Source organism: Nocardia transvalensis (genome assembly GCF_015477765.1).
GTDB lineage: Bacteria > Actinomycetota > Actinomycetes > Mycobacteriales > Mycobacteriaceae > Nocardia > Nocardia transvalensis_A.
Genome location: NZ_JADLQQ010000007.1, coordinates 144,015 through 159,124, shown reverse-complemented (window position 1 = coordinate 159,124; position 15,110 = coordinate 144,015). Strand labels below are relative to the sequence as shown.

The window sequence follows — 15,110 nt, the reverse complement described above, 5'->3', positions numbered from 1 at the left end:
CTGGCCCGTCATTGGCGGCTTACGCCAGGCATGAACCGGACTGGCCCCCGCGATTACGAAGGGATCGCCGGCCCGGCCGCCGGGCGACGTTCCACCTGGAACGACCAACCTTCCGGGCCTTATTGTGTTGGGCTACCGATAATTTGGGGGTTGGGCCAGCTCTGCGGATCGGCCGCAGCAGTGACGAGTAGGGGTACTGCCATCCCGAAGCCGAGCGCCACGGCAGCCGGTTCGAACCGGCGCAGAACACAATGACGCATCGCGGGCCTCCTCTCCCGCACTATCCGGTAATCGAAATTACCGTATAGCGCACTAGTGTTCCACGTCACTGTGTGATCGGTCACATATCGGGGCCCGTGGCGGGCAAGGCTCTCCAGGGGCAACGACCCGAAAACGCAGCTCGATCAAGGGTTGCGGACGACGGTTGCGCAACCGGTCACGGGCCCAAGGCTGCTCGGCGCACTAGGCGCGCCAAACTCATTGCGCCGCAACGAAATCATGCAGCGGATCGTGGTCGAACGCCCTGAGATAATCCATGCCAGGGAGGATCGCCGAGGTCCAGTTCGTGCGCAGCGGCTTCTTGACCGCAATCAGAACCCGCCCCGACAGGATTGATGTTCTGCTCCAGTCTGTGCCTGTTCAGATAACTCACGACCGTCCCGAAGATGGCGGCAAAGATCAACCCTGCGAACAGGTCCTCGATTATTGGCCATGACAAACACCCGGTGGCCGCCGAAATGCCCCTGGAGGCAAGACCTTTCGCATTGAGTTCGGGCGCATGACAGGGCTGGAGTTCTGCCGCCCACGAGGTGGCGATCACGCCACCGGAGTACCCCCACAGCGCCACGGGCCGTCCTCGCCGGAAGCTCCCGCTGGCTTGCTTATCGATCATCACCTGCAGCGTTCCACCTAAGCCACCAACGTGAGGTTCGGCGTAACGACCCAGCCTGCCATGCATACGACGGCACAATGGTGGCCAGACTGTCCTCAGCCGCTTGATAGGACAACAACTTCCGTCCGCCAACAGGTGACGGACCGCGCGGTTTCAGAACATTCGCCACACCTGAAACCGGCTGGACGCGTGAGTCATTGGCGCGATGCCTGTAGCACGAGCCTAGGAGCCGCGACCACCGCAGCAAGCGCGAAGGCAATCACCTGAACCAGCGCAGACGGCAACGGCGCATCATCCGAGCCTCCTCACTACTTCACCCTCGCGCATTCCTCGAGTCCAGGAGTCGCAAGTCACCCTCCATGGTGGCGCAAGATATCCTTCCAACTTAGGTGAGCACACTCATAATAGAGTATGGTCATATTTTGAGATGATGGGAAGAGCACATCGACGTCGACCACGAGGAGGGAACCGTGCCATCCGCGCCCATTCGAATCCTGGACCCCAGCGAGCGAGCGTTCGTCGCATCTGGTCTATATGTCGGAGGTTCGGTGTCGGTGACCGGCAAACTCGACAGCGCCGCTCTGGCGGGCGCCCTGACAGGCATACGGCAGGCGCACCCACTCCTCGGGGCTCGCCTCGAACGAGACGATCTCGGCAACTACTGGTTCGTCGAATCCACAACATCATGGCCAGCACCGACCTGGCGTTATGGCGATCCGGACACCCCTCTGCTGGGTGCCGAGATGGATCAGCACCAGATCCTCAGCGGGTTACACATCGTTCACCGCGGTGACAACGCCAGCGTGACGATTCTGCTCCACCACAGCGTGGCCGACGCCCGTTACATACTCACCGCGCTTGATCATTTTTGGTCCGCCTACACCGACATCGTGGAGAGGGGAGCGTCAGGAAGCGCTACTGTCGCAGCGGTGCGACGCAAGGTTCCGGAATCCGTCGAGCACATTCTGCTGTCACGCGGATACCGCAAACCCTCCCAAGATGCGCCCGGCACGTCTGCGACCGCCGGCACGGACGCACCCGTCGACGGCAGCCTTCACCCGCTGCATGCGGCGACCATCACCGACAAGGGGGCGGCGATCATGCCGCCCGGCGCCAGAATCAGGCTGACAGCGCGAGAAACCGCAGAGTTGGTCACTGTGGGACGAACCCGAGATCTGCGGCTCAATGCTCTGGTGTCCGCGGCGATACTGCTGGCCGAAGCCCAACACCAGGGGAGCTCCTCGCGCCCGATTCCCTATCGGTACGCCGTGGACATCCGATCACGCATCGCACCACCGGTGGCGCCCACGGGCGGAACCAACGTGTTGGGATCTGCAATCTATCGCGCCGTAGTACAACCCGGCACGACCGCCATCGAGCTCGCCCGCGACCTCACCGCCCACCTAGACCACGACCTTGCCGAGGACATCGTCCAAACCCGCTCGCTGGGTCTGTCCGCCGACGGACGTAACCCCTTCCCGTTGGGCCCCGACACTGTCTTCTCCACCAACTGGGGAAAGATACCCGAGCTGAGGGCACCAAACGGGCTGGCACTGCACGATTTCCGCACCGCCATGGTCCTCAGCGGCGCCGATGCGGTGACGCTACCTCCAACCGAATACCCGATCGGAGCCGGTCACATCTACACCATCACCACTTTCCGCGATCGTCTCGGCGTCGAGCTCTCCCCCACCGTGATATCGAGATCCCGAGCCGAGCAATTGGTCGACTCGATCGGCTCCGAACTGCGTTCGGTCACCCGACTCGCCGCTCATCACCCTCGATGACTTGCGTGACGCGGGCCATGCGGTGACCTTCCGGCCATAGCGGAGCGAATCCTTGAACATCTCATTGCCACCGATTCTGCGTTCAACACACCCAGCGGCCTGCCGGCTGCAGCCAGCGGGCACCAGCGTGACAGAAAATCAGAAGCGGTTGCGACGTGCCCACCTCGTCGCGCCACGGCTCTCGCCCAGGCCAGATCAGAAGTCAGGATTCGAGTCTGAGCCGACGCAGCGGGATTCGAGTCGAACGGCACAGGTTCGAGATCGAGCGTGATCTCGTCGAGCGTATCCGGTCGCGGTCAATGTCGCTGTATTCCCGCTTCCCGGCAAGCACCGCGATCTGTCTCCGGTCGGATCCGCGAGACTTCCCGTTCCTGCTGCTATCGGCACGTCGATCGGGGGCGTCGAAGTCCCCGTCCTGGGTTCGTGCATGCGCCCCGTGGCCGTTGGGCGCCCTCGGCGAGATCTACGTGGGAGGGTCTGCCCGGGCGACGGCCTGGCAGCGAGGACGGTTCGCCGATGGAAGTCGCCGGTCGCCCTTCGCTCGAAGTTCCGAGCGGGGCACGCATGCGGGCCTGATCTTTCGGCCTATGTGGTTGGCCTGGCTCAGTTCACGACAGGAACGTCGCGTTGGTGATTGTGGCGCTTACCGTGGTTGCCCCGGAGCCCAGACATGCCCCCGCATTCGCCGGCGCTCGATTACCGGATTGTCAACACGGTCGGGCATGGTGGTCCTGCCCGCAGCCGTCGATGACCGCCTGGTTGCGTCGTGCTGAAGATCTCGCCAGCGCGCGTGCGAAAAGTGGGGCCATCAAAGGTGGAAAGTGGTAGCGATGGTCAAGTTCGTTGCACGGCAAATGCTTTCGGGTTGTCGCTGATGAGTTCTGTCACGGCCAATTGCCGGATAGCTCGGCGAGTTCCAATCGTGTCCTGTAGGCGACGAGTGCCCGATTCGACGTCTTCGGTACAGACTCTAATAAGCCGTCGACCAGGAATTACACCTTCCAACTTCGAGGTTCCGACAGCGCACCGTCGTGCTGGTCTCGATAGGCCAATGCCGAGTCCGATGGAGTGCAGGCCGCCGTCGGCAAGACGGCATGCCGCGGTAAGCCCGGCCGCGGACAGTACGGCACGCAGGCTGAGGTCGCGTCGCCGATATCAACCGGTGCCGTCGGTGACGCCGCTGGTTCAGCATGCCGTCGCCGATGCCCGCCGTTTACTCTCCTTGGTTCGAGAATGTGGTGGTCTATCTACAGGGCATTCGAATGGGCGTCATACCTGCGTGCACCGAACTTATCCCGGCGGATCCACGGCGCGCGGCGCATGCCGCGAGACTCGCGCACCTCTTGCCTGCGCCGACGCAGTCATCAAGTACACTCTCCTTTGAGCACACTCTACAAAAGGTAGGTCGAGATGGCTGGCGTCACCACCCCGGGCAGAAGGGAACGAAACAAGCAGGAGAAGCTGTCGCGCATCACCGCCGCTGCCCGCCACCTCTTCCGAGAAAAAGGTTTCCCTGCAGTGACAACTCGGGAAATCGCGGACGTCGCCGATATCGGCGAGGGGACTTTGTTCAACTATGTCCAGGACAAGGCCGATCTGCTGGTCCTGGTCTACGGCGACATGATCGAAAGCGCCGTGGAACGCGCGTTCAAGGAATGCGCCGCCATGGGCACCCTGTTCGAGCAGATGGAGCATGCTTATCGAGAACTGCTCCGATTATACGCCGCTGATCTGGATAATTATCGTCATCTGGTGAAATACACGATGTTCGACGCGAGCCCCACACCCTACGGTGAGCGGGCGATAGCAATCTGGGACAGGGCACAGTTGTTGACGCGTGAACTGATAGAGGCGGCGCAGCGCCGAGGTGAAATCGTTCAAAATGTCGATGCCACCACCCTGGCCCGTAATCTCTACGCCTCCTTCCTTCTGTCGTTACTCCAAATGCTGACCCCGGCGCCGGGCTGCGGTCCGCAATCCAGTTCTGCCGAGACTGATCTAGCGGCGGCATTCACACTTCAGCTCGAACCGCTGACAGAATCGAGTTCTGACCTCTGATCCCGGCGCAGCCGACATCGTGCCATTGCTCGTGAGCAGGTCGGCCTTGGACGAGTGCGATCGCCGGGCAGCGGCCAGCCTCTTCGCACGACAACGCGGCGGAGTGCGAGTGTAATAGGTTCCGCGCAAGGAGGATCAATTCGGCGCACCGACCATTGTGAGCAGACGGGACCGGAGGATGTCGATTCTGTTCTGGGCGGACTCGACATCGAGGGGGTGAGCGACCGTGAGCTGGACGCTCAGCCGTCCGGAGAAGGTGGTGATCCAGTAGAGCGGCGGTTGTGGTTTCGCGGCGTCAGGCGATCGCAGCTCGTTGTAAATGACGGCATAGAGGTCGTCGATCTCGAGATTGGCTGGCAGACGCAACGGAGGAATACGGCCCCAGTTCGTCACGGTCACGTTTCGGGGCGGGATACGGACATCCTCGGCATCCGACATGTTCCCGGGACCGGTCTGGATGGCGGCACGTAGGAGCATGCCGTCGGCGATGCTGGCTCGCAGCGAGGTGCTGATTGCGCGGGCCAGTTCAAGCAGTCCCGCATCTGGGTTCGATGATGAGGTAAACGACGCCCATCCCAAAACATCGGTGCCCAGCGTCGCTTCGACGGGTGGAGTCAGTCTGTCGCGCAGATCTACCAGGTAGCCCAGAGCGATCTCGGTAATCGGTACGGCCAGAACGTCGGCCTCCCCCTGCAGTAACGCGGCGCTCACCAGGCCGTTGACAGTCACGTGATGTTGATGTCCGAACTCGATCAGTGATTCTGTGACCGCCACGTCCGCACGCCACCGCACCGTCGGAGTCACCGTGGTCTCCAGCTGGGTGCCGTACCCCGGAGCCACGTCATCGACAGGCAGCCATGACGGTGGCTCCTGATCGGGGCCGTAGCTGTAGATGTCGCGGTCGGCGAGCAGCTTCTCCATGGATTCCGGGTATCGCTGCCGCACCGTATCGAAGGCGATCCCCTGCACGATGTCGGTATACGTGGACCACAACCGGTACAACAACGCCAGCAGGTGACGGGCGTCAGCGATCGCGTGATGGACCAGCAGTTCCACGCGGGTCCGTTGACCGTCACGCATGACATGCACTCGCGACAAGGATCGACTCGAGTCCAATGACGCACCCGACAACGATGATCCGGAATTATCGTCGTATATATTGATAGCCGCGGGGGCAGCGGTTTCTACGAGCAGATGACCGCCGTCGCCCGGCTCCAGCCGGGCGGCAAGCACGGGGTGCGTCTGTCGCAATACCTCGAACGCTGCGGTCAGCGCCGGCAGGTTCAGATCTCCCCGAACAGTGACGGCTACCGCGGCGTAGACACCCGAACGGACGAACCACTCTTCACTGGGAGCCAACCTTCGAACAACGCCAACATCGAACACTGCGCGCGCTCCTTCGAATCCGCGAAACGACCAATTGCCCCGAGAAACGATGCCCACGACGGACGGATACAGCGCGGGCCGCCCACACCCCGGCCCAATCCTGCTGAACAGACAGAGAATGCACCACTGCATCGCCGGTTCACCCGACACGGGACCGGTCCCTCGAACCCATCCCCTAGGCACCCCCGTTAGTGGTGGGGCGCGGGCCTACGTGCGTGCCGACAGCTGCGGTACGGGTCAGGCCGAGAGTCCGCGCAGGTGGTCAGCCGCGGACTGGCGCACCCCAGCATGCTCGACAGGGTGACCCGATACGCCCCAGTGTCCCTCCGGCACGCAATGCAGCAGCACCCAAACCGCTTCGGCGGCATGGTCGTCCAGGCCCGCAGCCTCGGGTACGGCGTCGGTGGCGTCCTTCACCAATTCCCGCCGGTGGCGCTCAGAGATGATTATGTTGTGCACGGTGATGTCGACGCGAAAAGTTGACCGATCGGTGAATCGGCCTGTGGTGTAGAGCTGGTTCCTGGGTATTTCGACCGCTTGGACGCTGCTGAAGTCGCGGAAGGGCCCGACGTTCGGGATTCCTTCCGCTTGCAGCGAGGCCGCGATCAACCGGTCGGCGAGATGTTCGAAATTCTGGGTAGGTAACGCGCCTTCGGGGTAGGCGACAGTGATAACCGGCATGACGGCTCCTTGTTGAGTGGAGAATTTGTTCGTGTCGGATCCGAGCTGGATGCAGTTCAACGGCTGTCGCCGGTGGTTGACCATGCGTCGGTGATTACTCTGCGGATGTCTTCGTCGGTGCCCGTTTGCCCGCCCACACCCCAATGGTGTGGAGGCACATCGTGGATCAGCACCCACACCGAGTCCGCCGCCTCGTCCCCGTGGCCGGCTGCGGTCAGGACAGCCCGGGTGGTCTTCTTGATGAGATCCTTCTCGCGTTGTGTGGTGAGAAGAAAAGCGTGACAGGTGATATCGACGCGAAAGACCGGACGCCGGGCAAACACGCCGGTGGTGTAGAGGGAATCCGCAGTGGGCTCGTGCGCATACACGGCGCTGATGGAGCGAAAGTCCACGGTATTGGGTGCGCCTTCTGCCTCCACCGCGACTGTCAGCAGTTCATCGGCAAGCGTTTCGAATACCGACGCCGACAACGCTTCTCGGGGATAAGTGATATCGATCAGAGGCACGGCCGAATCCTCACCTGATGACGAAGTTCGCTTGGCTTGTTTCCGGGACAACGGAGGTTCGGGCGGCACGGTCCAATTGTTCGTACTGCTCAGCGGAAAGCTCGATCGCCCCGGCGGCGACGTTTTCCTCCAGATGCCGGATCGATTTGGTTCCTGGGATCGGAAGCATCACCGGCGAGCGGTGCAGCAGCCATGACAGAGCGAGCTGGGCAGGGGTCGCGTCGATCGATCGCCCCAGCTGCTCGAGGACGCCACCGGGACGCGCCAGTTGGCCGGTGGTTATCGGAGCCCACGGAAGAAAGGCAATTCCCTGCTGCTCGCAATAGTCGAGCACAGCCTCGTGGCGGCGGTCGACGAGGTTGTACAGATTCTGCACGCTGACGATGTCGGCTACCCGGCGAGCTCTTTCGATTTCCGCCACAGTGACTTCCGACAGCCCGATGGCGCCGATCTTTCCTTCGTTCTGCAGTTCGACCAGCGCACCGAGGGACTCTTCCAGTGGCACTACCGGGTCGATCCGGTGCAGCTGGTAGAGCTCGATTCGCTCCAAGCTCAACCTGCGCAGGCTGAGCTCCACTTGTTGGCGGAGGTAGTCCGGACGGCCGATTACCCCCGCTTCCATGCGACTTGGGCGAATGAGGCCGCCCTTGGTCGCGATGACCACCCCGTCGCTGTAAGGATGCAACGCCGTCCTGATCAGTTCCTCACTGATATGCGGGCCATATGAGTCGGCGGTGTCTATGAAGTTGACACCGAGCTCCACCGCCCGGCGCAGCACCCGCACCGCATCCTCACGACTGGGTGGCTCACCGAAGCCGTAGGCACCGACGATCTGCAGGGCACCGAAACCGAGTCGGTTAACCGTTACGCCGCCCAGGGTGATCACACCGCTGACGGTAGCAGTAGCAGACACAGTGGATCCTTTCACTCGAAAACATTGACATGCAGCGCAAATTCAGCCCGTCTCGGCAGAACCCAACGAGATGTAGTGAGTGCGCTCAAACTTGAGCGTACTCCATTACGTATCGCCGGGGGAGTGTGATGCCAACCACGACCGATGGGTGCTACCCCGAGTTGATTGTTCTGACTTTCCCGTCGAGTGACCGTCGACCGATCGGGAAGGTCATGCCGAGCAGATCATGGGCATACGGGGCGCCCGGGAGGCCATCACTTCAGACATCAGCTGCTACTCCTTGTTTGGAGTTACACCATTGTTCTTACGGTCCCGTTATTGACGGCAGCTAGCGAGCGAACGACGTGGTGCTGGCCAACGGAAGGACGATCTTCGATTTGTAGGTGCTGTTGTGCAGGATCTGCTGGGTGCTGCCGATCAGGGCTGGGTAGTCCTCGGGCGGGAGGATATAGATCGGAAAGTCCCCGGTGCCGATGGTCAGGCGCAGCCGGTGCCCAGCGGGGAAGATATGTTGCGCGGGGCGTACCTTGATGTCGTATTCGGTCGGGACACCGATCGGCACCGCTCGTAGGGATTCTCGGGTGTTGGTATGTGCGGGCACTTGCAATGATCCATCTCCGGTACGCCAGCAACGATCCTCGTCGAGGGTGCGGTGGGTACCCAGCAACTGACCTTCGGTGACGGCTTGAACGGAACCGTCCGGTGCCACGTCAGTCACCTCGACACTGAACGCGGCGTTGGGGCGGTCCGACGTCGCCATCAGGCTCAGGCCGATCGGACCACTCAGCACCGAATCGCTGTCGAACGGCTGGGTCTCGTATGTGGGATGGTCACCAGGGAAGGTAGGCCCGGTCGTGCAGGGTGATGGCAGGTTGAGCAGCCTGGCTGTGATGGCGGTGAACCCGATGAATTCCTGTTCCATGCTCCGGCTGCACAACGCGGCCTCGGCGGGATGGAACTGGAGACGGTCGGCGCCGTCGGGGTCGGTCGGCGCGGTGGTGCTGAGACGGCCTTGGGAGTTGAGGTAGTAGGTGGCCGCCGGCGCCTCTTGGACCGGATAGGTTGCGCTGTGCAGCAGTTTGCCGTCATCGGTGATGGCATGCAGCGGAGTGGAGGTGTTGTCGATTCCGTTGGGGATGTCCTTGAGCCACCGGTCGAACCAGGCGAGCTCGATTTGGTGCAGGTCGATGTCGGGAAGGCCGCCGCCCAACCCCAAACCGGGCACCAGGTGTGGCCACGGTCCGATCAGAGTCTGGTATTTTCCGCTGGCCGTCTGACCGGGCGCCATCGCCTCATGCTGTGGGCGGCCGGCCAACAGGTTCTGCATCCCGCTGTAGTTCAGCGGCGTCCCGTTCTGCAACAGGTCGTAGCTGCCGCTGACCTGGTACACCGCGATCCCGTTCTCCACGACCTTCGCCAGGGCGCCATCGATTGCCCGTTCCTGGTTCGCCTGTTCGTTGTAGCGTTTGTCGCCGTTGAGGATCAGGTTGATCGCCATCTGCAGATAACTGTTCGGATCCAGCTGCGTGAGCACATGGTCCCATACCACTTTGAGCAACTTCTCCGGCTGGTCATGGAGGCCGAGTAGCGGATCTATCACCAAAGGCAACCAGCCCTGCGGTACCGGGCCGACGGACAAGCCGAACAGAAGAACGTAGTAACCGTCGTGGCTGATGAGGTCCTCGTACAAGGAATTCCCCGGCATCATCGGGAACATTGCCTTGACCGGAGAATCCTTGTCCAGAGCCTTGGCGGCCAGCAGCTGGGTCATGCCGAGATACGACAGACCGGACATGCCGACCTTGCCGTTCGAGCCGGATAGGTGAGCGGCCCAGTCGATTACCGCGCGGGTGTCGTCCTGTTCCTGTGGCTGCAGCACACCCCATTGCCCCTCGGAGGTACCGGTGCCGCGAACATCGGCGATTACCTGGATGTAGCCGCGTTTCACCAGGTAGTCATTCCAGCCCGCCGCATCTGCCAAGTACTTCAGGACATCCATGCCGCCGGGTAGCAGTTTGCTGAGCGGACTGTTCTCCACGATCGGGCCGATTCCGTTGTAGGACAACGCATCCATCAACGACTCGGAGTCCTTGCCGTACGGAGTCATGGTCACGATCACCGGAAACCGTCCGGCAGCTTGCTGACCCGTCGCGTCAGTAGGGAACCGGACGTCGGCCCGCAGGACTGTCCCATCCGATGCCTTGATCTCCATGTTCTTGCGGAGTCCCACCCCGTAGAGCTCAGGGCCAGGGATCCAACCGGCAGGGAGCAATCCCGCGGTGCTCGCCGACGGGAGTTCTGCGGCCGACTCGGCGACTGCGTTCTCGGCTCGCACGATCACAGCGGTTGCGCCGAGGGTCAGAGCCAAAGCGATGACGGCGGCGCGAGCGCTGAACCGTTTCATGTGTGTCCTCACTCCAGCTGACGAGTGAGTACACTATAGAATCTGGTAAGCCGAATTACCAGTGTTTGCTAGCGGATTCGTATCTCAGTCGAACTCGATGTACAACGCGATTGGCCGCACTAAGCGTCTTCGCCGGCCGCGGCGGACAGTTCCCGATGCTTGTCCGCTGCGGCCTGTCGGGCAGCGTCGTGCCCGACAGCCTGCCCAGCCACGCCCCAGTGTCCTTCCGGCACGCAGTGCAACAAGACCCACACCGAGTCGGCTTCTTGTTCTCCCAGACCAGCTGCGTTGAGCACGGCGTGGGTGACTTCCTTGATCAGAGCTTGCTCGTGTCCGGGTGACGCCAAGATGTCATGGCAGGTGATATCGATGCGGAAGGTGGGGCGCTGCGCGAATCGGCCCGTGGTGAACAGTTTGGCCTTGGGCAGCTCGACGGCTGTGACGCTGCCGAAGTCGCGGAAAGGCTCGGCGTCGGGTGCCCCCTCCGCGCGCAGGGCGGCCCCGATCAGGTGATCGGCCAGCTGTGGGAAGTCGGCTGCCGGCAGCGCGCCCTCGGGGTAGGTAACGGTGATCAGAGGCATGTCGTTTCCTCTCTCGTCGGTGTCGTTGGATCGGTGGCGTTTCGAGCAATGGTCCGCAATGGGCTCGTTGTCTATGGTCGAGATCGTCCGGGCAAGGCCTTCCAAGGCTCGGAGATCGCTTGGCGCACAACTTCGTCAGTTCCGGTCAGTACCGCGACGCCGCAGTCGTGCGTGGGTACGCCATGGACCAAGACCCACACCGAATCCGCGGCCTCGACACCGAGGTTGGCCGCGTCGAGTACGGCGCGGGTCGCCCAATGGATCAGTATCTCCTTGTACTCGGGTGTGACGAGAAAGTCATGGCGAACTATGTCGAGCCGGAACGCGCGAAACACCCTGTGGTATGGAGCTTGTCGTCAGCTATCTCGTGGGCGTATATCCGCGCCGACCGAGCGGAAGCCGTCCGCGTCGGGCGAGTCTTCCGCCTCCAGGGCGCCGGTCAGTAGTTGGGCTGCGAGCGCCTCCAGCTCCGAGTCTGGTACTGCGCCACGTGGGTAGGTCAAATCGGTCAGAGGAATGGCAGGTTATGTCCTTAGTCTCTTCCTTGGCCTGTTCCGGCATCCACGGCACGGTCCAGTCGCTCGAATTGCTCTCCGGATAGCTCGATGGCTGCGGCAGCGACGTTCTCTTCCAGATGTTCGATCGAGCGGGTCCCCGGGATGGGCAGTATCGTCGGGGAGCGATGCAGCAGCCAGGACAATGCGAGCTGCGCTGGCGTTGCTTCGTAAGCTCGTGCGAGCTGGTCGAGGATGCCGCCGGGACGTGCGAGTTCGCCGGTGGCGATCGGAGTCCACGGCAGAAAGGCGATCCCTTCCCGCTCGCAATATTCGAGGACGGCCTCGTGTCGGCGATCAACGAGGTTGTACACGTTCTGCACACTGGCGATGTCGGCCACTGTGCGCGCCACCTCAATATCATCGACGGATACTTCCGACAGGCCGATACTGCCGATCTTGCCTTCGCTCTGCATCTCTGCCAGTGCCTGAACGGATTCCTCCACAGGCACCGTAGGGTCGATTCGGTGCAGTTGGTAGAGCTCGATACGTTCCAATCCAAGCCTGCGCAAACTGAGCTCCACCTGCTGGCGCAAGTAGTCCGGCCGGCCGATGACTCCGGCAGCCAGAGGGCCGGGGCGAATCATGCCGCCCTTCGTTGCGATGACCAGTCCGTCGGGGTAGGGGTGCAAGGCGATCCGGATCAACTCCTCACTGATGTGCGGACCGTAGGAGTCGGCCGTGTCGATGAGGTTGACGCCGAGCTCGACGGCCCGGCGAAGGACACGGACGGCCTCCTCGCGACTCGGCGGCTCGCCCCACGCATAGGGGCCAACGAGCTGCATTGCACCGAAACCCAGTCGGTGCACAGTGGAATCTCCCAGAGAGATCACACCGCTCGCGGCTGCGGAAGCAGCGACTGGAGTCACCATTGCTCCTTTCGTTCGAAGTTGGTGCGTCGAACCGGATATTGCACAGACGGTCGTGCCTGGCTTTGTTACCCGGCCCCTGGGTACCGATGGCTAGGGTGCGGCTCTGCACCAGCATCAGAAATTCGTGAGCGTGCTCAATCTTGAGTATACTCGCGATCTCTTGCCGGGCAAGTGTGGCGGTTGGCACAACACTGGAACGGGCGGGTTGCGCCTTCTGGAACCTCTCCTGATAGAGCACCCACTGGCCGCGACGAGGACAGCTTCTCCGGCACACGTTCGACATCGGTCTGCCCGGAAAGTGCTGGTACAGAGTGTGTTTGGAGACAGGCGCGGCGTCGCCAGTTGTTCAGCGTTCTTCCAGGATTGCTTGCCAGTGAAGATCTTCTGACATCCCGCCTCGGTCAGCGCGTGGACCGGGCGGTCGAGCAGCTGCCCTTGGTGGACACCCGCGCGTAGCCGATGAGCGCTCCCCCACCGCCGACGGGTCGAGCGCATCACCGTCAGAAATGAGCGGATCGGCGAAGTCGAGGTCGCGGGACAAGGCAGGCATGCGGCGAGTGTGAGAGAAAGGGCCGACACTTAACCGGAGTACGTTCCCCGCCCCGGTACGTTCGGCCGAACGCAGGACCCGCCGGTGCGAACAGTGCCGTTCAGCAGCAAATGCGCATGCTCACTAGGCAGGCCAGATCGGTCGCAGGGGCCCAGCGGCATTACGGGGCGTCGGGTGCTTGGGTTCAGCTTCGCTTCGGTCCAGCCACCGCCGATGCCCGGTGTGCAAAGCCGAGCCGGATGCCAGGGCCTGGCGGCGGTCCAGACCGGCGGACGGGCGACCTCATGCAGGGGCGCCGAGCGGCGGGTGCTCGAGCACGCGGGGCTTGTACTCGACCAGCAGGATGCGGCCGTCTAAGGTGCGGTGCTCGATCATCTCGAGGGCAACGTCGGGATAGCCGTCGTAGATGCGTTCTGCGCCCGTGGCACCGGTGATCACCGGGAACATCACGACCCGAAATCGGTCGACGAGTCCGGCTCGTAGCAGGGACCGGCACAGGCTCAGGCTGCCGATCGTGGTGAGCAGCCCCGAGCCGCTCGACTTCATGGCGCGGACCACCTCGACGGCGTCGTCGCGGACGAGCGTGGAGTTGGCCCACGTCAGTGGCTCCTCGAGGGAGGAGGAGAACACCACCTTGGCCGCTCGCGTGAGCCCGTCGACCGACGCCTCTTCTTCGGGCCTGAACTCGTCTTGACCGTCCGGGGCCTCGCCGGCGGCGAAGCAGGTGGGTGGTCTCGGGTTGCTCGCCGAGCCATGCGAGGTACGCCGGGCCTTCGAGGCTCCAGAACCCAGGCCACCCCTGTCCTTTCCTAGGGTGTCACGAGCTTTGACCGGCCGGGAGCCACAAACTCATCGGCCGCGCGGTGGGGTAACGAGGAAACCCGTGATGCTGCAGCCGACCGTCTCGTCCGAGGAGTGGGAGCCAGCGTGGCCAGCGCACACGCCCTGGCCCTGTGGCGTATGACACTCTCGCGCCTGAGGCGAGCAAATTCAAGTTCGAGTATGCTCAGTTTTGAACCGAAGAAACAAGGCCATGGGCGTCGACCATAAGGAAATGAACCGTGACATCAGTCGACCTTCGCTCGATCAATCCACTAGCCACTCGCAGTCGATCCGCGACGACTCGGGCGACACGGAAGAAGTGAGACGATGACAGACCAACAGGTTGTGGCGGTCGTGGGCGCAGGACCTGGCGTCGGCTTCGAGGTGGCGAGGGCTTTTGGCCGCCGCGGTTACAAGGTCGGCTTAGTGGCACGCACCGCGAACAAGTTGGCAGACATGGTCGACTCGCTGAGAGCCGCGGGAATAGACGCCGACGGCTTCCGGGGAGACGCCGACGACGAGACGTCCCTGACGACCGCGTTGGAGTTGCTGTCCGAGACGCTCGGGCCGGTCGACGTTTTGCAGTACGGGGTGCCCGGGCCGCTGGCGCGAGGGTTCCTACCAGCCGCGGACATTTCCCCGGCTCTCATGAGGGAATTCATCGACGTTCGCCTTCTCGGCGCCGTCGCGGCGACGCGGGCCGTGCTCGGGTCGATGCGGGCCCGCGGCAGTGGGGCCCTCTTGTTTACCAGCGGAACCTCAGGCGAGACCCCGCATCCGAACACGGCTGCCATGGGCGCCCCAAACGCGGCACTGCGGATGTACGCACAGCACCTGCATACCGAGTTGAAACAAGACGGGATATTCGTGGCCTACGTGCCTATTGCGTTGCCGCCCATCATTTCCGATCCGGCTATCGAAGCTGCCCGAGGCGACATACCCGACCAGGTCAAAGCTACGGTGGCAGAGAATCCGATCAAGATCACCGCCATTCAGGTCGGCGAAATCCTCTATCGACTCGCCACCACCGGAAAAAAGTTCGAAACTACCATACCGGACCCAGTGCTTCCGATGGCATAGCACCTCGAGTTCACCTGATCAGTG

12 protein-coding genes are annotated in these 15,110 nt (G+C 62.5%); 3 read left to right on the top strand and 9 right to left on the bottom strand.

Annotated features, from left to right (window positions below; translation table 11 throughout):
* Window positions 1-496 precede the first annotated feature (496 nt).
* Window positions 497-892 carry a lipase family protein gene (locus IU452_RS21535; RefSeq protein ID WP_228818504.1) on the bottom strand — a complete coding sequence of 132 codons (396 nt, stop codon included), beginning with the start codon at window positions 890-892 and terminating at the stop codon, window positions 497-499.
* Between the two features lie 554 nt (window positions 893-1,446).
* On the opposite strand from IU452_RS21535, the gene IU452_RS39225 reads away from it, so the two are divergent.
* Window positions 1,447-2,679, top strand: coding sequence for a phthiocerol/phthiodiolone dimycocerosyl transferase family protein (locus IU452_RS39225; protein WP_195110927.1), 1,233 nt, complete (start codon window positions 1,447-1,449; stop codon window positions 2,677-2,679).
* Between the two features lie 1,410 nt (window positions 2,680-4,089).
* The gene (locus IU452_RS21525; protein ID WP_195110926.1) at window positions 4,090-4,737 is read left to right on the top strand and encodes a TetR/AcrR family transcriptional regulator; all 648 of its coding nucleotides are present in this window, start codon (window positions 4,090-4,092) and stop codon (window positions 4,735-4,737) included.
* Between the two features lie 135 nt (window positions 4,738-4,872).
* On the opposite strand, the gene IU452_RS39220 is transcribed toward IU452_RS21525, so the two are convergent.
* The 8 genes from IU452_RS39220 to IU452_RS21485 all read right to left on the bottom strand — a co-directional run bounded on the left by IU452_RS39220 (window position 4,873) and on the right by IU452_RS21485 (window position 13,814).
* A complete protein-coding gene (locus tag IU452_RS39220; protein WP_195110925.1) occupies window positions 4,873-6,123 on the bottom strand; it encodes a phthiocerol/phthiodiolone dimycocerosyl transferase family protein in 1,251 nt (416 codons plus the stop codon).
* Window positions 6,124-6,360: 237 nt separating this feature from the next.
* The gene (locus IU452_RS21515) at window positions 6,361-6,888 is read right to left on the bottom strand and encodes a tautomerase family protein (RefSeq protein ID WP_195110924.1); all 528 of its coding nucleotides are present in this window, start codon (window positions 6,886-6,888) and stop codon (window positions 6,361-6,363) included.
* A complete protein-coding gene (locus IU452_RS21510; RefSeq protein ID WP_195110923.1) occupies window positions 6,861-7,310 on the bottom strand; it encodes a tautomerase family protein in 450 nt (149 codons plus the stop codon). The genes IU452_RS21515 and IU452_RS21510 overlap by 28 nt, the downstream gene beginning before the upstream one ends.
* A 10-nt stretch (window positions 7,311-7,320) precedes the next feature.
* Entirely contained in the window at window positions 7,321-8,223 is a 903-nt protein-coding gene (locus IU452_RS21505; RefSeq protein WP_324192781.1) for an aldo/keto reductase, read from the bottom strand.
* Window positions 8,224-8,551: 328 nt separating this feature from the next.
* Window positions 8,552-10,627, bottom strand: coding sequence for a CocE/NonD family hydrolase (locus tag IU452_RS21500; RefSeq protein ID WP_195110921.1), 2,076 nt, complete (start codon window positions 10,625-10,627; stop codon window positions 8,552-8,554).
* Window positions 10,628-10,746: 119 nt separating this feature from the next.
* Window positions 10,747-11,208 (bottom strand): tautomerase family protein, encoded by a 462-nt coding sequence (locus IU452_RS21495; RefSeq protein WP_195110920.1) that lies wholly within the window; start codon window positions 11,206-11,208, stop codon window positions 10,747-10,749.
* 532 nt (window positions 11,209-11,740) lie between these two features.
* The gene (locus tag IU452_RS21490) at window positions 11,741-12,634 is read right to left on the bottom strand and encodes an aldo/keto reductase (protein WP_195110919.1); all 894 of its coding nucleotides are present in this window, start codon (window positions 12,632-12,634) and stop codon (window positions 11,741-11,743) included.
* An 832-nt stretch (window positions 12,635-13,466) separates the two neighbouring features.
* Window positions 13,467-13,814, bottom strand: a complete 348-nt coding sequence (locus IU452_RS21485; protein ID WP_324192739.1) for a dihydrofolate reductase family protein — start codon at window positions 13,812-13,814, stop codon at window positions 13,467-13,469.
* Between the two features lie 519 nt (window positions 13,815-14,333).
* Here IU452_RS21485 and IU452_RS21480 point away from each other — a divergent pair.
* A complete protein-coding gene (locus tag IU452_RS21480; RefSeq protein WP_195110918.1) occupies window positions 14,334-15,086 on the top strand; it encodes an SDR family NAD(P)-dependent oxidoreductase in 753 nt (250 codons plus the stop codon).
* Window positions 15,087-15,110 lie beyond the last annotated feature (24 nt).

What these genes read in the sequence shown, in the direction of transcription:
- IU452_RS21490 (WP_195110919.1), bottom strand. Translation starts at nt 12,634, where the DNA reads ATGGTGACTCCAGTCGCTGCTTCCGCAGCCGCGAGCGGTGTGATCTCT.
- IU452_RS21525 (WP_195110926.1), top strand. Translation starts at nt 4,090, where the DNA reads ATGGCTGGCGTCACCACCCCGGGCAGAAGGGAACGAAACAAGCAGGAG.
- IU452_RS21515 (WP_195110924.1), bottom strand. Translation starts at nt 6,888, where the DNA reads ATGGTCAACCACCGGCGACAGCCGTTGAACTGCATCCAGCTCGGATCC.
- IU452_RS21500 (WP_195110921.1), bottom strand. Translation starts at nt 10,627, where the DNA reads ATGAAACGGTTCAGCGCTCGCGCCGCCGTCATCGCTTTGGCTCTGACC.
- IU452_RS21495 (WP_195110920.1), bottom strand. Translation starts at nt 11,208, where the DNA reads ATGCCTCTGATCACCGTTACCTACCCCGAGGGCGCGCTGCCGGCAGCC.
- IU452_RS21535 (WP_228818504.1), bottom strand. Translation starts at nt 892, where the DNA reads ATGATCGATAAGCAAGCCAGCGGGAGCTTCCGGCGAGGACGGCCCGTG.
- IU452_RS21480 (WP_195110918.1), top strand. Translation starts at nt 14,334, where the DNA reads ATGACAGACCAACAGGTTGTGGCGGTCGTGGGCGCAGGACCTGGCGTC.